The sequence below is a fragment of the Microcoleus sp. Aus8_D2 genome (assembly GCF_036702665.1).
In the GTDB taxonomy this organism is placed as follows: domain Bacteria; phylum Cyanobacteriota; class Cyanobacteriia; order Cyanobacteriales; family Microcoleaceae; genus Microcoleus.
In genome coordinates this window covers 1-24,353 of the sequence record NZ_JAUBUN010000021.1, presented here as the reverse complement: position 1 = coordinate 24,353, position 24,353 = coordinate 1, and the positions used below count along the sequence as shown (strand labels likewise).

Sequence of the window (24,353 nt, the reverse complement as noted above, 5' to 3'; positions counted from 1 at the left end):
TCCTGCCGTCATTAGTCATTAGTCAGTAGTCAGTGGTCAGTGGTCAGTAGTCAGTGGTCAGTGGTCAGTAGTCCTGCCGTCAGTGGTCAGCAGTCATTAGTGCGAGCGTCCCCTCGCCCGCGAACCTTGTCATTAGTCAGATCCGCTGACATCTGAATTATATCGATCGCGCGATCGCCTTCCTCGCACTGCACTCGAAAATTATGATTCCGATACAACAGGAACGGATAAGCTGCTGCTTGGGAGGTTTTGCGACAGACTATTTACCAAGAAACCCGGTTTCTCCTTTAAAAGTGCGTAAGTCCTGATAATATAATTACTAATTTGGAGTGTCAATAAAAGACGATGGGAATCAACAAGCGGCAGCCTAAAATATCTATAAAACCTTCAGTGATTAAAGTTATCGCTCTGTTCTGTCTGTGCTGCTTGTTGACTGCAAGCTGCGGACAGCGGGCCAATCGATCGCCAACGGCGATCGCCAACAACGCTAATAACCGTGTGACTATTGGCACAACCTTGAAATTGCGGACGATCGACCCTGCGGACGCTTACGAAGTTATCTCAGGACAACTGCTGCGCAATTTGGGCGATACTCTCTACACTTACAAGTCGGGAACTACTGAGTTAATCCCCGGCTTAGCGACAGCAATGCCAAAAGTTAGCAAAGACGGATTGACATATACAATTCCCTTGCGTCAAGGCGTGATTTTTCACGACGACACACGCTTTAACGCCGCAGCAATGGAATTTTCCTTGCAGCGATTTATCAAAAATGGCGGCCGTCCGGCTTTCTTGTTGGGCGATGCAGTAGAATCGGTGAAAGCGACGGGCGAATACGAATTAACTTTTCAACTCAAAAAGCCTTTTGCTGCTTTTCCTTCCCTGCTGACATTTGCCGGTATTTGTGCAGTTTCTCCGAAAGCTTACGAGATTGGGGACGGTAAATTTAAACCCGATACCTTTGTGGGAACTGGACGCTACAAGTTGGCGAAGTATGGCAGCGATTCTCTCAAGTTTGACGTGTTTGACAAGTATTGGGGGGAAAAACCAGTTAATCAAGGCATTGACATTTTGCTGCTTTCTAGTTCTTCAAATTTGTTCAATACTTTTCGGACTGCTGCGATCGATGTAGCTTATTTATCTCTGGATGCCGATCAATTTCGCAGCTTGGACGATGGATCAAAAAAAGGGAAATGGCAGGAAATCGCGGGGGAAAGCAGTACGGTTAGTTACATGACGCTGAATATGAAGTCTAAACCGCTGGACAAGTTAGAAGTGAGACAGGCGATCGCAGCAGCGATGGATCGGCCCCTGATTAGCGATCGCATACTGGGGGGACAAGGGCAGCCGCTGTACAGTCTGATTCCCACAACCTTCGACCTTCACAAACCGGTTTTTAAAGAACTGTACGGCGACGCCAACATGGCCAAGGCTAAGGAATTGTTAACAAAAGCGGGATATTCGGCCACCAATCCTTTTGTCCTGCAACTTTGGCATCCTACTGGTTCCACAAAACGAGCTTTAGTGGCGAGTATGATCGAGGCGCTAGCCAAACAGAAAATGGACGGGATAATGCAGGTAGAAATTAACAGTGTTGAATCTCCGACTTTATTCCAGAACTTAGAGAAGGGGATTTATCCTGCGGTGTTAGTGGATTGGTCCGCTGACTTTTTCGACGCGGACAATTACATTCAGCCGTTTTTGGATTGTGCGACGGGTTCGGCGGCCCGCGGGTGCGAGAAGGGAGCTAGCCAGGGGCAAGGTTCGTTTTATTATAGCGATCGGGTAAATCAACTGATCGCCAAGCAGCGCCAAGAACCAAACCCCCAAACCCGCAAAGCCTTGTTTGCAGAAATTCAAGACATACTGGGTAAAGATGTACCTTTCATCCCTCTTTGGCAGGATAAGGACTATACTTTTGCTCAGAATAATATCACTGGCGTCCGTCTCGAACCGACGCAATCCTTTCCCTTTTGGTTCCTGAAAAAGCAATAATTGTTTACAAGAAAGTTGGGGATTTGAAACGTCCATAATTCTATCATATTTGGCGCATAACAGGGTGATGATTGTCACAGTTTATCGAAGAGACTGATCACCCCACTCTCTCTAAAAATGTTGGATATTATTAGTAGAGAGAGATATCGCTGAGGGTGAGTATATGAAATTTGGAATTTTAACAACAGGTTTAGGTTTGGTAATGGCGATCGGTTTTGCTTCTGGAGTCAAAGCAGAAAACGTATCACAAGTCAAGCAACTATTAGAAACTAAAAATTGCAGCAAATGTGACTTGACAGGAGCGCAGCTTGGTGGTATAAATCTCAGCGGAGCCGACTTGAGCGGTGCGAATTTGAGCGGTGCAAATTTGAACGGTGCTAACCTCAACGAAGCCAAACTGAACGCAGTAAATCTGACACAAGCTAAATTGCAAGGTGCGAGCTTAATTGGGGCTAAAATGCACGGGGCAAATTTGGAAGGTGCTGATTTGACTCGCGCTAACCTGAGTCTGGCTGGTTTAGTAATTGCCAGTTTGAAAAATACCAACCTCACGAGCGCTAATTTAGTGGGCGCTAACTTAGAAAGTGCTAATTTGGCAGGTGCGAACCTGAGAAATGCTCGCCAGTCTGTATCGAATCTATCTAATGTCAGCCTCCGGGGCGGCAGTTTGTCGGGAATAGATGTGCTGGGGGTTAACTTGCGGGATGCAAATTTGACCGGTGCTAATTTGACTGGTGCTAATTTGAACGGTTCGGACTTGACTGGTGCTAATTTAAAGGATGCTAATATGGCGAATGTAGATTTGAAAAACGCTTCTTTGCCGTAGGACGATCGCCAATTGCTATATCTGACTGTCGTGTTTAACAACCTTAATATAATAATTAAGGGGCAATTTATGAAATTGCCCCTATAATTTTAATTGCCTTCATTCAGTTGACCTGTGACCGCTTGACCTGTGACCGCTTGAGGGCTCGCAAGGGAGAAGGGATGAGGGCGACCTCTACCCTTAAGTCCGAGGATTAGAGTAACGAAGAGTCTGATTTTAATTGATCCCGATCGGGCGGGCGGGCTTTAAACCAATTCTTTCTGGTAATTTTAATTTTCCGTTAAGTCTGAGATGAGAGAGGACTGAAGTCCTCACTACAAACCTAAGAGTTATTTAACTTGATTTGAGATCAATCTTCGTCAGCAGCATCTTGGGGAAAACGGATAATGTCATCATCACCCAGGTATTCGCCATTTTGGATTTCAATCATCACCAAGGGAATAACGCCGGGGTTTTCCACGCGGTGAGCGGTATTCATGGGAACGTAGGTTGACTGTTTCTGCATGAGAATGGTCTCTTTGTCATCGCAGATAACTTTAGCGGTACCGGAGACGACAACCCAGTGCTCGCTGCGGTGATAGTGCATTTGGGTGCGGATGTGGTGTCCCGGTTTGACTTCGATGCGATTGATCTTGTAGCGATCGCCCGCGTCTATGACTGTAACTTTACCCCAAAACCGAGTTTGCGTGCGATCGTCCGTTTTTTCGATTGTGTCCACTGTTTCCACCATACTGTTTATCTCGCTAACGGTATCTGTAAAAATATCTGTAGTTGAAAGTATATCAGGGACTGGGTAAGTCGGGGTAGGTGCGTTGCGTGCGATCGGCTTCTGCAAGTTTCGCTAACGGCTCATTCCTGAGTTTTTATCCCAGAATCCAGCTTTAAGAGATTAATTGTTATTCACGAGCATCCACAAACTGAGACAAATGCCCCACATTTGTGGTAGCAATCACCACTTCATTTGCCTCATTTGCCTCCAATATTGCTTGAGCCGCCAGAATCACATCGCCATCAAGTGAATTGGGTTCTGCTGTCGGCCTTCCTCTCTTTCGTGCATCCGCCCACAACTGAGCCGCTAGAAGCATTACTTCTGTGGAAATAGGAAGGTATTCAATCCCAGTTTTGAGTAAATCAAGTTGTCTGATACCTGCCACCTTACCCGCACGAATTAACTCGCGTCGCACTTCATAGTCAGCCAGTTCAGACAGTATAGCTTTGTAGCCCCGTGACGGTAGAGAGTCAAGCCAAAATCTGCACTCCCGGCAAAGGGGTGTAGCTCTGGGATTTGTTACCATTCCCAGAGGGCCTGAATCCAAAATTACCAATCTGGTCATAATATTGATTCAATTAAATAGAAACACCACCTCGATCTAAAGCCTTACTGAGAATTTCCCAGGTTTCTTTTTGCTCCTCTTCATCTCCCTCTTCGTCCCACGAGCGCAGCATTTCGCTCAAAGCCTTCTGCCTTGCTGCTTCCACAACTGGATCGGGGTTTTTGAGATCGTGCTTAATTTTTTCCCAAGCATCTACAGGTTCGGCTTTAATCATCACGCTTTCGCGAAACAGGCGAATAATCTCAAGTAAATTCGGCCAGTATTCTTGAGGAATTTTATCAATTTCCAAAACGAGCCATTCCATAGACGCTTTGGGCGGTGAAACAGAGCTAGCTTGAGGTGATTTGGCTTCTTTTCCCGCTACAGAAATAGCTGGGGAGGCTTCCGGGGATGAAACAGAGCTAGCTGGCGGGAGTTCGCTTTATTTAACTTGTTCAGGCATAATTATCTCCTTGCTCTCAGTTACTCTTTAGTTTACCAAAATAGTCTATGTATAAATTTGTTACTCGTCACAACTTGAATTTTACTGCTGGATCGATCGCCATTCGCGAGCATCCACAAACTGAGACAAATGCCCCACATTTGTGGTAGCAATTACAACTTCATTTCCTGCATTTGCTTCCCATATTGCTTGAGCCGCCAGAATCACATCCCCGTCAAGTGCATTGGGTTCTGCCGTTGGCCTTCCTCTCTGGCGTGCATCCGCCCACAACTGAGCAGCTAGAAGGATTACCTCCGTAGTCAAAGGACGGTATGTGAGGACATTTTTAAATTTGTCAAGCTTTTTAATACCGTTCTCTTTTCCGGCTCTAATCAACTCGCGCCGCACCTCATAGTCAGCAATTTCAGGCCGGATTACCATTACACCATTTTGTAGTAACGAGTTTAGCCAAAGTTGGCATTCCAAATAAGGAGGTTTGGCTTGAGGATTTGTCACCATCCCTAATGGGCCAGAATCCAAAATAATTATTCTACTCATGGAAACAAGGGTCGATTAGACATCCGATCTTCATTTATCACTTGTTCAAGATATTCCGCAGTTTCTTTTTGTTCTTGTTCATCATCATCTTCTTCTCGCCACGATCGCAATAATTCGATCGCAGGTTGATTTCTTTCGATCCTTTCCTCCTTCGAGAGTTTAGTAAAATCTACGTTTTCAGGTGTCTCGGCGGGTTCCGATAATCCCGGCTTAACTGTGACAGTTTCCAGAAATAGCCTCATCATTTTAAGCAAATTCGGCCAATATTCTCTCGGAGTTTGCTGAATTACACTGAGAAACTCTACCATTTCGTTGCCAATGCGAGTTTCTGGCGCTGAAGTTGCTGTCGCTGGACTTTCACTGATTAAAGCTTGTTCAGACATAATCACTTTTCTCCTTGGTCGGATTTATTTGAAGATCGACTGATGAAAAGAAACCCGGTTGCTGTGATAAATCGAGGGTTAGGCTGCGAGACATCCAGGCAGAAACCGGGTTTCTAGTAAGGCCCGGGGCGGGTTTATCAATATCCTGAATGTGAATTAGAGATTGTTGGTGAACCCGCCCCTACTTATATTGTAAACAAAAGGCGGGGGATGATTCATCCAGATTCTGGGATTTTTTTTTAACCGCAGATATCAGTGGATAAACGCCGAGGAACGCAGATAACATTCATCTGCGTTCCTCGGCGGTTTAAAAATCATCATCTCAGTCAGCTTCGATGATATTACTTGCTCAACACACCATCAGGAATACCCAAGATATCCTCAATCCGAGGCATATCTTCCAAAGCAATCACTCGCCCTTCATCCTCAAAACCAGCAATTTGATCGAAATTCAAATACCGATACAAATCCCCAGCAAAAGGATTGATTTTCTTCGCGACAATTTCGTGGTATTCTTCGACTGTGGGAATGCGGCCCAATAGCGAACAAACTGCTGCTAATTCCGCAGAACCGAGATAAACTTGCGCGTCTTTGCCCATGCGGTTGTTGAAGTTGCGAGTCGAAGTTGAAAACACCGTTGTGGCATCTTTAACTCGCGCTTGATTTCCCATACAAAGACTGCATCCCGGCATTTCTGTGCGCGCTCCAGCGGCTCCAAAAATGCTGTAATAACCTTCTTCTTTCAGTTGCTGTTCGTCCATGCGAGTGGGCGGACAAATCCACAGGCGAGTTTTCACTTCCCCTGCACCTTCCAATACCTTCGCAGTGGCGCGGTAGTGACCGATATTTGTCATGCAGGAACCGACAAATACTTCGTCTACCCGATCGCCCGCAACCTCACTCAACAGCTTGACATTATCCGGGTCATTCGGCGCAGCCACAATGGGTTCAGTAATCTCGTTGAGATCGATTTCGATGATTTCCACGTACTCAGCATCAGCATCCGCCTCAAGCAGCACCGGATTGGCCAGCCATTCCTCCATCTTCGCCACCCGGCGCATCATCGTCCGTGCATCTTCATAGCCCCGCGCCACCATGTTTTTCAGCAGCGCGACGTTAGAACGAATGTACTCAGAAACAGTCTCCACGCTCAATTTAATCGTGCATCCGGCGCAAGAACGCTCGGCCGAGGCATCGGTCAATTCAAAAGCCTGCTCGACCTTCAAATCGGGCAAACCTTCAATCTCCATAATCCGCCCAGAAAAGATGTTTTTCTTATTCTGTTTCGAGACTGTCAGCAAACCTTTTTGAATCGCTACGTAGGGAATTGCATTCACAACATCCCGCAGCGTTACTCCCGGTTGCAATTCACCCTTGAACCGGACTAGAACCGATTCTGGCATATCCAAAGGCATCACGCCCAAAGCAGCAGCAAAAGCTACCAATCCCGAACCCGCCGGAAAGGAAATTCCTAACGGAAAACGAGTGTGAGAATCGCCGCCTGTTCCTACTGTATCCGGCAATAACATCCGGTTCAGCCAAGAGTGAATGATGCCATCTCCGGGACGCAAAGCTATGCCCGCCCGCTGTGACATAAAATCGGGCAATTCGTGGTGAGTTTTGACATCAACTGGTTTGGGATAAGCGGCGGTGTGGCAGAAACTTTGTATTACCAAATCGGCGCTAAATCCCAAACAAGCTAGTTCTTTTAATTCGTCGCGAGTCATGGGGCCTGTGGTATCTTGGGAACCGACTGTGGTCATGACTGGTTCGCAAGATGTACCGGGACGAACGCCTGCTAAACCGCAGGCTTTCCCTACCATTTTTTGAGCTAAGGTGAAGCCTTTTCCGGTATCGGCGGGAATGGTTGGACGGGTAAAAATCGGGCTGATTCCTAGTCCTAAAGCTTCGCGAACTTTGTCGGTTAAGGTGCGTCCGATTAATAGGGGAATTCGACCGCCGGCGCGAACTTCGTCTAGAATTGTGTCGGGTTTGAGGGTGAAGGTGGAGATGATTTCTCCGGCTTCGTTGGTGATTTCGCCTTTGTAGGGATGGATGGTGATTACCATGCCGGTTTCCATTTTGGCGACATCGCATTCGATCGGCAATGCGCCGGAATCTTCAGCGGTATTGAAGAAAATCGGGGCGATCGCACTTCCCAGAATATAACCGCCGTTGCGCTTGTTGGGTACAAACGGAATATCGTTACCAATGTGCCACAACACGGAGTTAATCGCCGATTTCCGCGAGGAACCGGTGCCGACAACATCGCCGACGTAGGCGACGGGATGGCCTTTTTGCTTTAATTGGGCGATCGTTTCCAGAGATCCTGGCATCTTGCTTTCGAGCATCGCCAAAGCGTGCAGCGGAATGTCCGGCCGCGTGGTAGCCTGAGGTGCGGGAGACAAGTCGTCGGTATTGGTTTCTCCGGGCACTTTGAAGACTGTAACGGTAATGGCTTCGGCCAGTTCGGGGCGGCTGGTAAACCACTCGGCATCAGCCCAAGAATCGACTACTTGCTTGGCGTAGGGATTGGTATCCGACAGGGCGAGAATGTCGTGGAAGGCGTCGAATACTAACAGCGTTTTGCTCAAGGCGCGGGCTGCGGTGGCCGGGATGGTGATTTCGGCAGTGGGATTGAGCAAATCGATTAAAGATTGGACGTTGTAACCGCCCATCATTGTCCCCAGCAGGTAAACTGCCCATTTGGGAGCAATTAGGGGGCTGTGGATTTCGCCTTTGGCGATGCCGGTTAAAAAACCTGCTTTGACGTAGGCGGCGCTGTCTACTCCGGGTGGCACGCGATCGCGCAATAATTCGATTAAGGCGGATTCTTCTCCCGGTGGCGGATTTTTCAGCAATTCGCAGAGTTCCGACGTTTGCTGGGCGTCTAGTGGCAGCGGTGGAATTCCCAATGCGGCCCTTTCGGCAGCCTGTTGGCGGTAAGATTCAAGCATTTTCCTCTCTCCTCGGATAGTTTTGGGTAGTTGTTGGCAGATGACATTACTTTTTAGATTAGGGGCTTCGACTGCACATTTGGCAAAGTCCCCAGCTATACATGAAAATTTAACGCAAGTTCAGAAATTGTACATTTTCTTACCAGAGACAGATGCGAGCTCCACCGGCAATCTACCTAAAACTCGATTCGAGCAGTTTTGGGCGGTTGACTTGCATTGTTCTGGTTAAGATTAATGTTGTGGGGTACTGTCGATCGTCCTCTGCATCTGAAATCATCAGTCACCACAAGTGTAAAAAAAGTTACCCGATCAATGGATCAATTCAAAAATGGAAAGTTTTATCCCTGAAAACGGTGAAGACTGTCAGGGCTGTGCCGCAAAGCCAGACTTGTACGAAGAGTTGCAAGGAACCAAAGAATTGCTGCTGACGATCGCCAATTCGATGCCGATGCCCATGATCGTCAGCAGTTTCCCTGACGGCACCATTCTTTATAGCAACGATTTATGCCGTGAGGCTTTCGGCCTGAGAGCATTTCAGTCGATCGACCGCGAACGGGCCTCCATGCTCTACAACCAGCCTGCAGAGCGCCAGGAACTGCTGGAGGAACTCGCCCGCAACGGATACGTCCGCGAGACAGAAGTTCGCCTCAAAAAAGCTGACGGCACCCTGTTTTGGGCAACTGTATCCATGCGGTATTTGACATTGCTGTCGGAAAAAACTGTACTGTCGGTGTTCTGCGACATTACCGAGCGCAAGCTAGCCGCCACCAAGGAGCAGGAATTGCTCGCGTCAATCCACTTGCGGGCCCGCCAGCAAGCGGCTGTCGCTTACTTGGGGCAGCAGGCCCTGGTAGAAACAGATTTGTCCGCACTGATGGACAAAGCTGCAATCTTAATTGCTCAAACGCTGGAAGTTGATTATTGTCAGTTGTTAGAACTGTTGCCATCAGGTCATGCTTTTCTGCTGCGATCGGGGGTGGGCTGGCAGCCCGGACTTGTCGGTAGGGCTACTGTTACGGCTTCGGGCCGATCGCAAGCAGGTTACACCTTGCTAATGGGCGAACCGACGATCGTCGCAGATTTGCGGGTGGAAACGCGCTTTAGCGAGTCGCCGCTGCTGCACAACCACCAGGCTGTCAGCGGCGTCACTGCGATCGTTCCCGGCAATCGGGGACTGGCAAAAAAGAACTGGGGACAAGCAGAACCAGCGAATACTGCTGAGTCGCCCGTCTGGGGAGTCTTGGGGGTGCACACCAAGCAAGAGCGGGTTTTCAGTCAAGATGACGTTTATTTTGTAGAAGCGATCGCCAATCTATTAGCCGCGGCGATCGAGCGAATTCGATCGCAAGAGCGCTTGCAAATGATGGAACGGGCGATCGAGAGTACCAGCAACGGCATTGCGATCGCCGACGCCACAGTTGCAGAGCATCCAATTATTTATGTCAATCCCAGTTTTGAGCGGATCACAGGTTATGGAAAAGACGAATTAATTGGAAAAAATTGCCATTTTTTACAGGGAAAAAACACTAAAACCGCTGCGGAAAAAGAGCTGCGAAATGCTATTGACGAAGGTAAAGAATGCCAAGTTATATTGCGTAACTTTCGGAAAGACGGTACGCCTTTTTGGAACGAACTTTCTCTGGCTCCGGTATACAACTCGCGGCGACAATTGACTCACTTTATTGGAGTTCAAACCGATGTGACAGACCGCCAGCTATCGGAAAAAAAATTATTTTTAAAGTCTCAAGACTTAGCCACATTTAGTGCAAATCTAAAACACTTGCACCGAATTACAACTTATCATTATCAAAATTTTCAAGAACTGGTTGATGATTATCTAACAGCAGGTTGTTTAATTTTTGGTCTCTCTATTGGCATCCTTGCTCAAGTTGAAAATCAATCTTTTATTATTCGCTCCGCGATCAGCGAAGTTAAATATTTTGAAAGTGGTTTAAAATTAAATCTTAGCGATACTTACTGTGCGGCAGTCATTAAATCAAAAAAAACAATGGCGTGTTCTCACCTCAAAGAAATACTGGCAACGGGCGACTATCCAGTCTATCAAAATTTGAAGATAGAATCCTACATAGGAACACCGATATTTGTCAAGGATCAAATTTATGGGACTTTGAGTTTTTGTGCGCAAGTCAGCCATAAAAAAAATGAATCGCAGGCAATAGAAATCATAGAATTGATGGCTCAAAGTATCGGTAAATTTCTGGCAGTTCACAAAATGGAAGTCGAACGCCAGCAAGCCGAAAAAGAGCGCTGCGAGTTGATAGTATCTCTCCAAGAAAGTGAAGAACGCTATCGCCGTTTAGTAGAACTATCTCCCGAAGCGATCGCCGTTCACAGTCAAGGAAAAATTGCCTACATCAATGCCGCCGGCGCTAAACTCCTCGGCGCCAGCTCTCCGGCAGAACTCATCGGCTTTCCGGTATTGAATTTCGTTCATCCAAACTATGTGGAAAGAGCCAGAGAACGCATGAGGCAGGTCGAGGAAGAAAATCAGCCGATCGACCTTGCCGAAGAAAAATTGATGAGGCTCGACGGAGAAATCATAGACGTTGAAGTTGCCGGCATCCCCGCTACTTATCAAGGCTCGGCCGCCGCCCAGATTATTATCAGAGATGTCACCGAGCGCAAGCGAGTAGAACGGCAACTGCTGCACGGCGCTTTTCACGATGCGCTGACGGGTTTACCCAACCGGGTTTTGTTCATCGACAGGCTAGGACAAGCCATCCGCCGCTCCAAAAATTCCCCAGATTACAAATTTGCCGTGCTGTTCCTAGATTTAGACCGCTTCAAAGTAGTTAATGATTCTTTAGGACACGTTCTAGGAGACAAACTGCTAGTCGCCCTGGCGCATCGGCTGCAAACCTGCGTGCGGGCTTCTGATACCGTCGCCCGGCTGGGGGGAGACGAATTCACCATCCTGCTAGACCACATTCAGAGCCTCAGCGACGCCACCCTAGCAGCTAACAGGATACAACAAGAACTGACGATGCCGTTTAAGCTCGAAGGACACGAAGTATTTACCACCGCTAGCATTGGCATTGTTTTCAGTCGAGGTGAGTTAGGAATAGTAGAAAGTGACGAGTTGAACGGCCAGCAGAGTGCTTTCTACAGCCATCCCGAAGAATTCCTGCGCGATGCTGATATTGCTATGTACCGCGCTAAAGCTTTGGGTAAAGCCCGCCACGAGGTATTTAATTTGGCGATGCACGACCAAACTATCTCGCTTTTGCAGTTAGAAACAGACCTGCGGTTAGCTATTTTTGGCAAGGAGGAATTAGGGAAGAGTAAGGATGAATGTTCGCACTTTATTGTGCACTACCAACCGATTTTTTCACTCGCCAGCGGTGCGATCGAGGGTTTTGAGGCTTTGGTGCGCTGGCAGCACCCGGTTCGGGGTCTAGTGCCGCCGTCTACTTTTATTCCTGTAGCTGAAGAAACAGGCTTGATCGTGCCTCTGGGAGCCTGGGTGCTGCGGGAAGCTTGCCGGCAGTTGCGCCTTTGGCAAGAAATGTTGATGGCAGAAGGAAGTTCGGCAACGGATTCTGTAACGGATGTAACGGATACAGGGAAGCAGGAAGTTCGGCAATGCCTGATGCCCGATGCCCGATGCCCGATGCCCAATTATCGATGCCCGATGCCCGATGCCCAATGCCGAATTATCGAGCCTTTGCAATTAACAATGAGTGTCAATATTTCTCCTAAACAGTTAGGAATGGTGAATTTAATCGAACATATAGATGAAATTTTGGCCGAAACTGGCTGCGCTCCGAGCTGTTTGAAATTGGAGATTACTGAAAGTGCGATCGTAGAGAATGTGACTAAAGCCAATATTGTGCTCGCCCAATTAAAAGCTAGAAATATTCGATTGTCGATCGACGATTTTGGTACGGGCTATTCGTCTTTGAGTTACTTGCACCGCTTTCCGCTGGATACGCTGAAGATCGATCGATCTTTTGTGAGTCGGTTGGGCGCTGTCGAAAACGGTGACAGCGGGGGTCAGCATTTGCAGATTGTGCGGGCGATCGTAACTTTGGCTCATAATTTGGGATTAAATGCGATCGCCGAAGGTGTGGAGACAGCCGAACAGTTAGCACAGCTACGGGAACTCGACTGCGAATTAGCTCAGGGATATTTGTTTTCTAAGCCTTTGGACAGTTTAACGATGACACAAATGCTGAGCGAACTTGGCAAGATCGAGTCTAGTTAAATAGTGTTCAATACCACCTTTAAAATAGCAATCGTATCAAAGACTTTCGCTGTACTATCGAGCTTCTTAACTACTTTTGAGCCTCGCAATATCGCGAGACGGAGGTGCGCCGAACAACCGCCTGTATTCGCGATTGAACTGTGACGGGCTTTCATAACCTACATCATAGGCAGCATTGGTCGCATCAGAGTTTTCGGCAAGCATCAGGCGGCGCGCTTCTAATAGTCTTAATTGCTTTTGATATTGAATCGGACTCATTGATGTCACTTGCTTGAAATGGTGATAGAAGGATGAAGGAGACATCTTAACTTTCTCAGCTAAATCCTCAACTCGTATCGGCTGCGTAAAATCTGCTTTGATGAGTTGTATTACCTCGGCAATGCGCTGCATATTACTGCCGGATGTCGCCATCTGACGGACAGCTTCGCCTTGTTCGCCCATTAACAGACGATAATAAATTTCGCGGATCGCGATCGGTGCCAAAATAGGGATATCCTGCGGCGTATCTAACAGCTTTGTCAGTCTGAGCGCGCAATCGAGCAACGGTGCATCGGCGGTGCTGACGAACAACCCTCTAACCGAATCTTCTTTCTTAGGCGCCCTGGGACTGGTTTCGGCAATAATATCGCAGAGTTGGCGCGGATCTAGATTCAGCTTAAATCCTAAATAAGGCTTGTCTGCGGTTGCTTCTACCACAAATCCGCACAGCGGCAAATCAACCGAGAGCACAATATATTGAGACTCGCCATAACAATAGGTTTCCTCACCCAGCAATGCTTTTTTCTTACCCTGAACGACTATGCCAAGAACAGGTTCACCGAGAAGGGGTGGTGTGGCACAGACAGAAGCTCCCCGCATAAATTCCAGCTTGTCTATATCTGTTTTATGAACACCGTCTCCCTTGCTGTCGGTGTGTCGGGTGAGTAACGCCGTGAGTTCTTGACACTGGTTGCCGATCGCATCGTGGTTAAGAATTTCAATCGTCATGCTGGTTTTTGGCTAATTTAATCAGACTCTTCCGAGAATTATAAACCATGCTTTGGAGGATTAGGCAATAAACTGCGAGTTCTGTGTATTTAAACCTCTTGTTTTTGCTCGTACTATTAATTAGTCCGGATCGGCGAATAGCAATAAATCATCATCATGAAAATAACTGGCAATACAATCCTAATCACAGGTGGTGGATCGGGAATTGGTCGCGGTCTTGCAGAATCTTTCCACACTCTTGGCAACAAAGTTATTATAGCTGGTCGTCGCCAGCAACCACTTGACGAAACTGTTGCTGCCAATCCTGGGATGACAGCCATGACGCTCGATATTGAAGATCCTGCTAACATCCGTTCTTTCGCAGTTGAGATGGCAACGCACTATCCAAAGCTAAACGTTCTAATCAACAATGCTGGCATTATGCGGAGTGAAAAACTCCAATCTCAACAGGACGACTTAGCGGATGCGGAATCTACCATTGCCACTAATTTGCTCGGGCCCATTCGTCTTACTGCTGCGCTGCTACCACTGCTGCAAAAACAGCCATATTCTGCAATTATGAATGTCTCATCTGGGCTGGCGTTTGTGCCATTGGCTCCAACTCCTACTTATTGTGCAACTAAAGCTGCCATTCACTCGTATTCGCAATCGCTGCGTTACCAGCTTCGGGAGTCTACGACAGAAGTTCTGGAACTTGTTCCTCCTTATGTTGCCACAGATTTGTTGAACGGAGCCTCCGATCCTCGTGCGATGCCTTTGGAAGAGTTTATTGCAGAGGTGATGGAGATCCTGAAGACTCAATCTACAGTTACCGAGGTTTGCGTTGAGCAAGTAAAGAATCTCCGTTTCGCTGCTGAAAGTGGACATTATGATTCCATTTTTCAAGGTCGTAATAATGCGATGGCAGATAGTTATTAGACAACATCGACATTGGCAGGTGAAGTTGGCAGAATTTACTAGAAACTGATGAGTTGTTGAGGAGTTTTCCATGTCAAATGTAAATGGAAAGGTCGTGATTATTACAGGAGCCAGCAGTGGCATTGGTGAAGCTACAGCTCGGATGTTGGCTCATCGAGGCGCAATAGTGGTTTTGGGCGCACGTCGCACCGATCGCCTAAACGCAATTATTACAGACATTCGTGCTGCGGGTGGAACGGCTCAATACCAGACTCTGGATGTGACACAACAAGGTCAATTGAAAGAAATTGTGCAATTTACCCAAAATAAGTTTGGTCGCGTGGATGTCCTGATTAATAATGCTGGTGTGATGCCACTTTCTACACTCGACCAACTGAAGGTTGAAGAATGGGATCGCACGATCGATGTCAACATCAAAGGCGTGCTCTACGGAATTGCCGCAGTCTTGCCGGTGATGAAGGCGCAAAAATCAGGGCAGATTATCAATATTTCCTCGATCGGCGGACACGCGGTATCTCCTACTGCTGCGGTGTATTGTGCGACTAAATTTGCGGTGGGGGCGATATCAGAAGGGTTGCGACAAGAAGTCGGTGGTGATATTCGGGTGACGGTGATTTCTCCGGGAGTGACGGAATCGGAACTAGCTGATAGCATCAGTGATGAAACTGCCAGAATTGGGATGAAAGAATGGAGAAAAATCTCTATTCCGGCGGATGCGATCGCGCGATCGATTGTATTTGCGATCGAGCAACCCGATGATGTCGATGTCAGCGAGATAATTGTCCGCCCCACGGCTAGCCCCTATTAGGCGTCCAGCCGACCCCCTGCGGGAGATAATATTAGTGATGACACGATCTTAGGAAAAGATATCCATGACTATTTCCATGTATCAAGCCTCAGTACCATCCCTGATTCGATCGCTGAATAATCTGGCAGTCATTCTTGAAAAAGGTGCTGCTCATGCCGAAGCCAAAAAAATCGAACCTAGCGTGCTGATCGCTAGTCGTCTATATCCAGATATGTTCCCGTTGAGCAAGCAAGTTCAAATCGCTTCTGACATTGCACGAAGGGGTGTTGCAAGATTGGCAGGATTAGATGCACCTGCGATGGCAGATAATGAAACTACTTTTGCCGAACTAATCGAGCGGATTCATCAGACGATTGCTTATCTCAATACGCTTACTGCCGCTCAAATTGATGGCTCTGAGGAGAAGGAAATTGTCTTACCCATGGGAAAAGAATCCATGACTTTTAAGGGAATGCCCTATCTGCTTTCTTTCATTCTTCCCAATGTCTATTTTCATGTCACTACTACCTATGACATTCTGCGCCATAACGGTGTAGAGCTGGGTAAAATCGACTTCTTAGGTAAACCCTCTTAGTTCGTTCTAGCATCAGCGATGAAAATGCCAGAAGAGGAATAAAAGGATTTAGAAAAGTTTGTATTTTTGTTGTGGCGATCGCGCGATCGAGCGTATTTGCGATCGCCCAACCCGATGATGTCGATGTCAGCGAAATTATCGTGCGTCCGAGGGCCAGTCCATTCTAGGTAGATCGAAATTAAGCATCAACTAACTGACATTACCCGCTGTTGTGCCAATCAGAGGAAAATCTATGAGTCTCACCGCTTTCCGCACCCTCGGACGATCCGGCTTGATTGTTAGCCCGATCGCCCTCGGCACCATGACTTTCGGCACCCCCAGATGGGGTTCGGCCGATGAAGTCTCCGAGTCCATCTTCCACACCTACGTCGAGTCTGGTGGCAACTTCATCGACACCGCCGACGTGTATGCGAAAGGACGCAGCGAAGAACTAATCGGGGGCTACATAGCCGATCGCAGTCTGCGCGACCAACTGGTACTGGCGACCAAATTCACCTTTCACGCAGGCGAACCGGGAAACCCGAATGCTGGCGGCAACGGGCGCAAGAACATATATCGTGGGCTAGAAGGCTCGCTGCGCCGACTTCGCACCGACTACATAGACCTGTACTGGATGCACGCCTGGGATATGGTGACGCCCGTCGAAGAGGTGCTACAGTCCCTCGGCGATCTGGTACGCAGTGGCAAGATTCGTTACTTTGGCTTTTCGGATATGCCTGCTTGGTACGCTACCAAAGCCGCCACATTAGCTTCGGCGCACAGCATTCCCGGGCCCATTGCCATGCAGCTCGAATACTCCCTCGTCGAGCGCAGCATCGAGCGCGAACATCTGCCTGCCGCTCGCGACGCGGGACTCGGCATCTGTCCGTGGAGCCCGCTCGCTGGCGGCTTTCTCGCGGGCAAGTACCAGCAGGCGGACGAGGGAGCCACCGGACAAGGACGATTGATCGGGAGTAATCCCTTCGGCAATCAGAAGTTTAGCGATCGCAACTGGCGCGTGCTCGATGCCCTGAAAACTGTGGCGGAACTGGTCGATCGCCCGCCAGCGCAAGTCGCCCTCGCTTGGGTGTCGGCACAGTCCGGCATCACCTCGCCCATCTTGGGTGTCAGCAGGCTGGAACAACTGCACGATAACCTGTCCTCGCTAGAGATTCGGCTGACTCCAGAACAGTTGCAGATCCTGAACGAGATCAGTGCGCTCGACCCCGCCTTCCCCTACGGAATCTTCACCAGCGAGGTGAACCGCATGATTTTCGGCGGTGCGACGGTTCAGGGCTGGCGGTAGGCGATTCTACCTCGCGTCCCAACGATAATCACATCCTTCAAAAAAACAATGACAACTAAAAATACCATTCAACCCCGCCAACTCGGCTCCACCGGCCCAACCGTTTTCCCGTTAGCCCTCGGATGTATGGGAATGTCTGGGGCGTATGGTTCATCGGATGATGATGAAAGTATTGCCACGATCCATGCTGCGATCGATCGCGGTATCACCTTATTGGATACAGGCGACTTTTATCAATCTGGACACAACGAGATGCTGATTGGTCGGGCGCTCAAAGACCGTCGCGATCGCGCTATGCTGTCTGTCAAATTCGGTGGTTTGCGATCGCCTGATGGCGGATTCATTGGTATAGATGGGCGACCTGCATCTGTGAAAAACTTTGCCACCTATAGCCTGAATCGCTTGGGAGTCGAGCAGATCGACATCTACCGTCTGGCGCGCCTCGATCCCAATGTGCCGATCGAGGATACCATTGGCGCGATCGCCGATTTAGTGAAAGCTGGCTATGTGCGCCATATCGGGCTGTCAGAGGTGGGTGCAGAGACAATTCGTCGCGCCCATGCGGTACACCCGATCAGTGACCTTCAAATCGAGTATTCCCTGATCGACCGAGGCCCCGAAACTAAAATCTTTCCGGTGCTTGAAGAACTTGGCATCGGGGTGACAGCCTATGGCGTGCTCTCGCGGGGATTGCTGAGCGGTTCCATCCCCACTGCACCCAATGACTACCGTGCCTACCTGCCGCGATTTAGCGGTGAAAACATGGTTCAGAACCAGCGTTTAGTTGAACAACTCAAGCAAATTGCTGCGGAGAAAAAAGTTAGCCCGACCCAAATTGCCATTGCTTGGGTACTTGCCAAAAGCAACAACATTGTACCAGTAATTGGTGCTCGCAAACGCACTCAATTGTCGGAATCTTTGGCAGCCCTTGAGGTAAACTTATCCTCGGAAGACTTGACTGATATTGAAGCGGTGATTTCACCATCTGCGATCGCTGGAACACGCTACGGCGAACCTCAGATGCAGATGTTAGACAGTGAAAGTGCGTAGGCTGCATTCAGTCGCCGCATCACAAATCGCCTGAAGAGCGAGTTCGACGACCGATTATTAGATCGTGTCCAGCTCGATCGACAACCATAAAATTGGTTCGTAGTGAGGACTTCAGTCCTTGCTTTTTGCGGACTGAAGTCCTCACTACGAACCGTTAACAATAAAATTGGTTCGTAGTGAGGACTTCAGTCCTTGCTTTTTGCGGACTGAAGTCCTCACTACGAACCGTTAACAATAAAATTGGTTTGTAGTGAGGACTTCAGTCCTTTCTTAAATGCGGACTGAAGTCCTCACTACGAACCGTTAACAATAAAATTGGTTTGTAGTGAGGACTTCAGTCCTTGCTTGAATGCGGACTGAAGTCCTCACTACGAACTGTTGCAGATTGCGGGTAATTGACCGGACATTCAGATTAGCAATTAGCTTTGAGCGGAATCTCGATCGCAAATTCTGCACCATTTCCCGGCGAAGAAGTGCATTTCAGCGAGCCGCTGTGTCTGTCTGTAACAATTTGATAGCTAATAGATAAGCCCATCCCAGTGCCTTTCCCCACAGGTTTAGTGGTAAAAAATGGGTTAAAAAGTTGATTGCGGACAGTCTCTGTCATGCCCGGGCCGTTGTCAGCAATCCTAATTAATACTCGATCGGGTTTTGGCATTTCAGTGGAAATGCGGATCGAGCTGGGATTTTCCCGCATTTGCTCGACAGAAAGCCGCGAGTCTCTTTCTTCCAAAGCATCTAAAGCATTGCTCAAGATATTCATAAATACTTGATTTAGCTGTCCGGCATAACATTCTATTAACGGCAATTCACCGTATTCTTTAATCACCTCAATTTCTGGGCTATTGTGTTTTGCTTTTAGCCTGTGCTGCAAAATCATCAGAGTGCTATCTATGCCTTCGTGAATGTTGACTGCTTTCATTTCTGCTTCGTCCATGCGCGAGAAAGTGCGCAGAGATGCCACGATGATCTGAATTCTGTCTGCACCCACCTTCATTGAGGAAAGCAGTTTCGGTAAGTCATCCATTAGAAAATCGAGTTCAATCGCTTCTACTTCCTCTTGAATTTCCGGCACTGGATCTGGATAGTGGTTTTGGTAAAGTTCGATCAGGTGCAGCAAGTCTTGAGTATATTCATTAGCGTGGCTGAGATTGCCGTAAATAAAGTTAACTGGGTTGTTAATTTCGTGGGCAACTCCTGCGACGAGTTGACCGAGAGATGACATTTTTTCGCTTTGAATTAACTGCGATTGAGCGCTGGTTAACTGCTCCAGGGTTTGCTCTAATTCGCGAGCTTTATTGCGAGTTTGGGCGTAAAGATCGGCTTGGTTGAGGGCGATCGCCAATTGAACTGTAATCGCTTGCAACAATTCGACCTCGCTATCGCTCCAGGGCCGCACAGAATTGCTGTTGCAGCAGGTAATTGCGCTCATTACCCCGGAAAGTGCCTGCATGGGGATGGCTAATACAGATTGGTAGCCCATCCCTCGAATGGTTTGTTTCCAAGCAGGATCTGCGACTGTTTCGACATCATCCACCCGCACCATTTCCATATGCAAGAGTTGTTCGGCCACAGGGCCTAAGTCGCAAGCCAGATAGCGACCTCTTAAATCGGGAAGTTGGCTACGGCGAGATTCTTTAATAATTTCCCAGAAAGGCTCCTCCCCGTCTTCGCGATACCACGCAAAGTTGCAGCGATCGATCTTCAGGAAAGCGCGAATTTCCTTAACTGCGACTGTAACAATGCTGTCGAAGTCGAGGGAATTGCGGATTTGAGCGGTGAGACTGTTGAGCAATTTTTCTCGATCGGCTTGCTGCTTGAGTTGGGCTGACGATTGTCTCAAGGCAATTTCTGCTAATTTGCGATCGGTAACATCTTCGGTGACAGCTAATAGATATTGCGGTGTGCCATCAGCACGGAGTATCGATGTTTTCTTGGTGTGAAATATCCGCGATTCTCCTTGGCTTGTTTGAACCTCTTCTTCGGCGATTTCTACAATTTGCCCGCTGTTGAGAACTTGCCGATCTTTGGCGGTGAAACCATCAGCTTGTTCTGTGGGGAACAAGTCGTAATCATTTTTGCCCATAACTTCTGCTGCACTGAAACCGAGCAACTCTTCGGCTACTGGGTTCCACAGTACAAACCGCAGTTCTTGGGCTTCCTTGGCAACTACTGCTACGGGTATGGTTTTGAGCACTGATTCCATAAACTTTTGAGCGTGTTGCAGTTCTGCTTCTGCCTGTTTGCGATCGCTAATATCTCGCACGTTGGCAATGATGCTGAGATTGCCGTTAAGATTGATTTTGGAGAGGGCAATTTCTGCATCAAAAGTTGAACCGTCCTTGGGACGCCTAGACTTCCATTCGATACGGGTGCTTTCGCCTGACAAAACTTTTTCCCAAAGTTCTGTCATTAGTTGCAGAGAATTTTCGTTGCTTGAATAGTCATTGGTAATTGATAATTTGATTGCTTGTTCGCGACTAACTCCGTACATTTCTAAGACTCGATTGTTGACATCGAGAATGTTGCCTTCTAAGTCTTGAATGAAGATAGCGTCGTAGACATTGTTAAAGATGGTTCGCAGGTTTTGCTCGCTTCCTTGCAGCGCTGCTTCTGCCAGGAAGCGATCGCCGATTTCTTGTTCTAACTGGGTGACGGCTTGGGAAAGTTCGGCCGTGCGCTCGCTCACTCTGTCTTCTAACTCGGCTGCTGCTTGTCTCAGGGCTGCTTCGGCGGCTTGGCGATCGGTAATATCCATCGCCGTGCCGAACAATTTTACCACCTTGCCCCTGGCATCGGTTTCGGCGCGGCCCAAGGCGTTGAGGTGCCGCAGCGTGCCGTCGGGACGGCAAATGCGGAAGTCAAAATCAAAGGGAGTACCTGTTTCGAGTCCGCGCTGTACTAGGGTTCCCCACAATTCCAAATCTTCAGGATGGATCAGAGCGACTTGTTCGGCAACGGTGGGCGCGATCGAGTCCGGTTCGATCCCGAAGATGCGGAAGAGTTCTTCCGACCAAGTAACGATTTCGGTGGCTGCGTCGAGTTCCCAATTGCCGACGTGGGCAAGTCTCTGGGCTTCTTTGAGCTGCCGCTGGCTGTCGCGGATGGCGGTTTCGGCAACTTTGCGATCGGTGATGTCGAGCAATACACCGGAAAATACGATTTCGCCGGTTTCGCTGCGGGTGGGCATGGAGTCGCCCTGCCACCAGCGAATGGAGCCGTCGGGCTTGATTAACCGCCCTTCGTAGTGCCACAGGCAGATATTTTCGACGGCTTGGTTGACAGAAGCGATGTAGCTTTCCAAGTCTTCGGGGTGGACGCGGGAAAAGAAGCAGTTGATGTCTTGCATCATTTCTGTTGCTGTCAGGCCGCTGATATCTTCAATGCGATCGCTCATGTAGTCAACACTCCACACTTTCTCGCGGCTGCAAAATTGAAACAGAGCTCCGGGGATGGTGGCCGCGATCGTCCGGAACTTGGCTTCGCTAGCGGTGAGGGCGGCAAAAGTCTGGCGCAGTTCGGCGGTGCGTTCTTCTACTCTGGTTTCTAGTTCGGCGTTTGCCTGTTGTAAGGCTGCTTCTGCGCGCTTACGAGCAGTAATGTCGGTGGCTGTACCGGTGGTACCGATCGCGTTTCCGGTTTCATCGTACAGGGCGATCGCGTTGAACATCAAATGTTTGATGCTACCGTCTTTGGCGAATTGGGTGCTTTCGTGCTGAAAAACTGATTCTCCCTCCAGGAGGCGGGCGAAAACTGCTAAATCTTTCTGGCTTTGTTCTGGTGTCACAAAGTCAGAGAAGGGTCTACCGAGCATTTCAGCAGGTTCGTAACCGTAGATGTACTTAACTGCTGGGTTGACGAAGGTGTAGCGTCCCGTTGCATCGACAGACCAAATCATATCTTGGGATGTTTCTACCAGACGGCGATATTTGGCTTCGCTGGCTTTGACGGCTTCTTCTGCTGCTTTGCGTTCCGTCATGTCCCGCGAGACGCCGACAGTCATCGTGATTTCGCCGTTTTGATTGCGGATCGGTGTTTTGACTGTGCTGAACAGTCGTACTTGTCCGTCGTAACACGTCGCAGGTTCTTCGGTAATTTGCAGAGTCTGTCCGGTTTCAAATACTAAGGTGTCATCTTTGATGTACTGGAGAGTGTTGTCGGGCTCGGCGAAAGGTGCGTCTACGATGCCTTGCAGTTCCTCTTGAGTCATGCCGTAATAGTCGCGGAATGCTTGATTTGCCCAGACGATTTTCGATTGGGGGCCTTTGACTAATACCATATCGGCGATCGAGTCAAGAATTTGGTGATATTTTTGCTCGCTATCGCGGAGTTTCTGCTGTGCGGATTCAATTTCTGCTAATTGCCTTTGGGTTTGCAAGTGCAATTCGGCCTGAGAAATTGCGACTGCTAAATGGTCGCCTACTTGTTTGGCAAACTCGATTTCATCTTGCTGCCAATCGCGGGGTTGGCCGCACGAGTGAATGCACAGCAATCCCCACAAATGTTGCCCTTGTAACAGGGGTACGACTAAGTTAGCTCGGATTTGAAATCGCTTGAGGATTCGGAGGTGACAGGGGCTCAACCGCGCTTTGTAGATGTCGCTGACTGCTTGAACGTAACCTTTGGCGTAGTTGGCTGCAAATTGTTCGCCGAAGCAGCGATCGTGAACTTTTGCGCCCAGGGATGGGCTGAATTGGGGCAGTACGTCTTCTGATACTACTTCGCCCTCGTTCCACTCGGATTCGGGGAGGAAGCGGTAGACGGCGACTCGATCGGCATTTAGGAGTTGCCGGACTTCGGTGGCTGTGATTTTGAATATTGTTTCTAAGTCTAGGGATTGGCGAATTTTGCCAATCACTCCCATCAGCGCTTGCAGCTTTTTGAACCAGGTTTGAGACTGCATTTCTCTTTCTAGGTGAGCTAGCTTTTGGCGCAAGTCGGTTACTTCTTGATACAAATATTCATGAAACATATTGTTATTTGTTTACTTATTTTGCGGTTTGGTATCGAGGTACATAGCATCCCAATAGCGCTCTGCAAGTTGAGCCTGGTAAATTCAAAAGGCAAAGGACAAATTCTCCTCCTTCTCCTAGCACTTAGCAGCTAGTCCTGCTACATTTCCGTATTTTTTCTAGATTGGGAGGTCGAACCAGCATCTTAACTCGGTATATTTACCGATCGAACGGGCGATCGGTGATTTGATACTGCATAAATTGTCAATGATTGAGAATTATCGTAACAAAACTTACGTATAAAATCGATTGCTTAACGTGATTAAGTCAGGGAAGCTCCGACAGTGGAAACGAGAAACCCGGTTTCTTTGTGGGAGCGGGTTCCGAGTCCTGACTAATTTTGACATTTTTTCTCGATGCCTGCGGTTGCAATTCTCACCTTTTGATGACGATCGCAAACTCGCTCGATGGTTTCTCTGGCTTTGCGATCGAATATCCTGTTGGAAGCACCTCTATTAAGATTTGTTTTAATTTAGGCGATCGGCTTTTCTCTAGTTTTCGCTAATTCTCCATTTATTAGTCCTAAATTCGATTTTATACAGCCTTTGGGGCCATCGCATATTTGAGATATTTTTCCGGGCATTCTAATTATTTTAGGCGAGCCATGTTATTTGTTAAATATATAGCCTTTCTCAGAAAGATGAGGTACTTGACGGCCAAACCGGGCATAGGGCATAGGGCATAGGGCTATGGGCAAACCGCGCATAGGCCAAACCGGCCAAACCGCGCATACCTCACCACGCTTGAGAACCGCTATATAGCCTTTCGATCTCCCATATGAGGTATGTCTGGTAATTGGAAAAAAGGTAATTGGCCAAAAGGTAATCGATAGTTTATCTAAGCTTTCTGAGGTTTCTGGGAGTAAAAATGCTCTCCCTGTGTGTGTGTTCTCCCTGGTACTTGCAGGAGAATTTGGCATACCTCATATGGGAGTTCGAAGCGCTATAGCGGTTCTCAAGCGTGGTGAGGATAGCCCTATGCCCTATGCCCTATGCCCTATGCCCTATGCCCTATGCCCTA

16 protein-coding genes are annotated in these 24,353 nt (G+C 48.3%); 8 read left to right on the top strand and 8 right to left on the bottom strand.

All coding sequences use genetic code 11. From position 1 onward, the window contains the following. Positions 1-345 precede the first annotated feature (345 nt). Both QUB64_RS17710 and QUB64_RS17705 read left to right on the top strand, forming a co-directional pair. Positions 346-1,995 carry an ABC transporter substrate-binding protein gene (locus tag QUB64_RS17710; protein WP_333269998.1) on the top strand — a complete coding sequence of 550 codons (1,650 nt, stop codon included), beginning with the start codon at positions 346-348 and terminating at the stop codon, positions 1,993-1,995. Between the two features lie 163 nt (positions 1,996-2,158). Then, entirely contained in the window at positions 2,159-2,821 is a 663-nt protein-coding gene (locus QUB64_RS17705) for a pentapeptide repeat-containing protein (protein WP_333269997.1), read from the top strand. Between the two features lie 349 nt (positions 2,822-3,170). Here the strand turns inward: QUB64_RS17705 and QUB64_RS17700 are convergent, their stop codons facing one another. The 6 genes from QUB64_RS17700 to acnB form a co-directional block, all read right to left on the bottom strand. Beyond that, positions 3,171-3,551 (bottom strand): cupin domain-containing protein, encoded by a 381-nt coding sequence (locus QUB64_RS17700; RefSeq protein WP_442921422.1) that lies wholly within the window; start codon positions 3,549-3,551, stop codon positions 3,171-3,173. A 166-nt stretch (positions 3,552-3,717) separates the two neighbouring features. Next, positions 3,718-4,155, bottom strand: coding sequence for a type II toxin-antitoxin system VapC family toxin (locus QUB64_RS17695; RefSeq protein WP_333269995.1), 438 nt, complete (start codon positions 4,153-4,155; stop codon positions 3,718-3,720). A gap of 13 nt (positions 4,156-4,168) precedes the next feature. After that, entirely contained in the window at positions 4,169-4,459 is a 291-nt protein-coding gene (locus QUB64_RS17690) for a hypothetical protein (protein WP_333269993.1), read from the bottom strand. A gap of 219 nt (positions 4,460-4,678) precedes the next feature. Beyond that, the gene (locus QUB64_RS17685; RefSeq protein WP_333269990.1) at positions 4,679-5,134 is read right to left on the bottom strand and encodes a nucleic acid-binding protein; all 456 of its coding nucleotides are present in this window, start codon (positions 5,132-5,134) and stop codon (positions 4,679-4,681) included. Continuing rightward, positions 5,131-5,517, bottom strand: a complete 387-nt coding sequence (locus tag QUB64_RS17680; protein WP_333269987.1) for a hypothetical protein — start codon at positions 5,515-5,517, stop codon at positions 5,131-5,133. The genes QUB64_RS17685 and QUB64_RS17680 overlap by 4 nt, the downstream gene beginning before the upstream one ends. Before the next feature lie 341 nt (positions 5,518-5,858). Then, positions 5,859-8,474, bottom strand: coding sequence for a bifunctional aconitate hydratase 2/2-methylisocitrate dehydratase (acnB, locus tag QUB64_RS17675; protein WP_333269984.1), 2,616 nt, complete (start codon positions 8,472-8,474; stop codon positions 5,859-5,861). A 328-nt stretch (positions 8,475-8,802) separates the two neighbouring features. On the opposite strand from acnB, the gene QUB64_RS17670 reads away from it, so the two are divergent. Beyond that, positions 8,803-12,699 (top strand): EAL domain-containing protein, encoded by a 3,897-nt coding sequence (locus tag QUB64_RS17670; RefSeq protein WP_333269981.1) that lies wholly within the window; start codon positions 8,803-8,805, stop codon positions 12,697-12,699. A gap of 66 nt (positions 12,700-12,765) precedes the next feature. Here QUB64_RS17670 and QUB64_RS17665 read toward each other — a convergent pair whose 3' ends face one another. Further along, entirely contained in the window at positions 12,766-13,686 is a 921-nt protein-coding gene (locus tag QUB64_RS17665; RefSeq protein ID WP_333269979.1) for an AraC family transcriptional regulator, read from the bottom strand. A gap of 156 nt (positions 13,687-13,842) precedes the next feature. Between QUB64_RS17665 and QUB64_RS17660 the strand changes: the two genes are divergently transcribed. The 5 genes from QUB64_RS17660 to QUB64_RS17640 all read left to right on the top strand — a co-directional run bounded on the left by QUB64_RS17660 (position 13,843) and on the right by QUB64_RS17640 (position 18,321). Next, positions 13,843-14,604, top strand: a complete 762-nt coding sequence (locus tag QUB64_RS17660; protein ID WP_333269976.1) for an SDR family oxidoreductase — start codon at positions 13,843-13,845, stop codon at positions 14,602-14,604. Between the two features lie 70 nt (positions 14,605-14,674). Continuing rightward, positions 14,675-15,412, top strand: coding sequence for an SDR family oxidoreductase (locus QUB64_RS17655; RefSeq protein WP_333269974.1), 738 nt, complete (start codon positions 14,675-14,677; stop codon positions 15,410-15,412). A gap of 64 nt (positions 15,413-15,476) precedes the next feature. Beyond that, entirely contained in the window at positions 15,477-15,986 is a 510-nt protein-coding gene (locus QUB64_RS17650) for a DUF1993 domain-containing protein (protein ID WP_333269971.1), read from the top strand. 232 nt (positions 15,987-16,218) lie between these two features. Beyond that, positions 16,219-17,271, top strand: coding sequence for an aldo/keto reductase (locus QUB64_RS17645; RefSeq protein ID WP_333269969.1), 1,053 nt, complete (start codon positions 16,219-16,221; stop codon positions 17,269-17,271). Positions 17,272-17,319: 48 nt separating this feature from the next. Then, positions 17,320-18,321, top strand: a complete 1,002-nt coding sequence (locus QUB64_RS17640) for an aldo/keto reductase (protein WP_333269968.1) — start codon at positions 17,320-17,322, stop codon at positions 18,319-18,321. 412 nt (positions 18,322-18,733) lie between these two features. Here QUB64_RS17640 and QUB64_RS17635 read toward each other — a convergent pair whose 3' ends face one another. After that, entirely contained in the window at positions 18,734-23,293 is a 4,560-nt protein-coding gene (locus QUB64_RS17635; RefSeq protein WP_333269965.1) for a PAS domain S-box protein, read from the bottom strand. Positions 23,294-24,353: the final 1,060 nt, after the last annotated feature.

Coding starts and splice junctions, on each gene's coding strand:
- QUB64_RS17710 (WP_333269998.1), top strand. CDS start 346: ATGGGAATCAACAAGCGGCAGCCTAAAATATCTATAAAACCTTCAGTG.
- QUB64_RS17705 (WP_333269997.1), top strand. CDS start 2,159: ATGAAATTTGGAATTTTAACAACAGGTTTAGGTTTGGTAATGGCGATC.
- QUB64_RS17700 (WP_442921422.1), bottom strand. CDS start 3,551: ATGGTGGAAACAGTGGACACAATCGAAAAAACGGACGATCGCACGCAA.
- QUB64_RS17695 (WP_333269995.1), bottom strand. CDS start 4,155: ATGACCAGATTGGTAATTTTGGATTCAGGCCCTCTGGGAATGGTAACA.
- QUB64_RS17690 (WP_333269993.1), bottom strand. CDS start 4,459: ATGGAATGGCTCGTTTTGGAAATTGATAAAATTCCTCAAGAATACTGG.
- QUB64_RS17685 (WP_333269990.1), bottom strand. CDS start 5,134: ATGAGTAGAATAATTATTTTGGATTCTGGCCCATTAGGGATGGTGACA.
- QUB64_RS17680 (WP_333269987.1), bottom strand. CDS start 5,517: ATGTCTGAACAAGCTTTAATCAGTGAAAGTCCAGCGACAGCAACTTCA.
- acnB (WP_333269984.1), bottom strand. CDS start 8,474: ATGCTTGAATCTTACCGCCAACAGGCTGCCGAAAGGGCCGCATTGGGA.
- QUB64_RS17670 (WP_333269981.1), top strand. CDS start 8,803: ATGGAAAGTTTTATCCCTGAAAACGGTGAAGACTGTCAGGGCTGTGCC.
- QUB64_RS17665 (WP_333269979.1), bottom strand. CDS start 13,686: ATGACGATTGAAATTCTTAACCACGATGCGATCGGCAACCAGTGTCAA.
- QUB64_RS17660 (WP_333269976.1), top strand. CDS start 13,843: ATGAAAATAACTGGCAATACAATCCTAATCACAGGTGGTGGATCGGGA.
- QUB64_RS17655 (WP_333269974.1), top strand. CDS start 14,675: ATGTCAAATGTAAATGGAAAGGTCGTGATTATTACAGGAGCCAGCAGT.
- QUB64_RS17650 (WP_333269971.1), top strand. CDS start 15,477: ATGACTATTTCCATGTATCAAGCCTCAGTACCATCCCTGATTCGATCG.
- QUB64_RS17645 (WP_333269969.1), top strand. CDS start 16,219: ATGAGTCTCACCGCTTTCCGCACCCTCGGACGATCCGGCTTGATTGTT.
- QUB64_RS17640 (WP_333269968.1), top strand. CDS start 17,320: ATGACAACTAAAAATACCATTCAACCCCGCCAACTCGGCTCCACCGGC.
- QUB64_RS17635 (WP_333269965.1), bottom strand. CDS start 23,293: ATGTTTCATGAATATTTGTATCAAGAAGTAACCGACTTGCGCCAAAAG.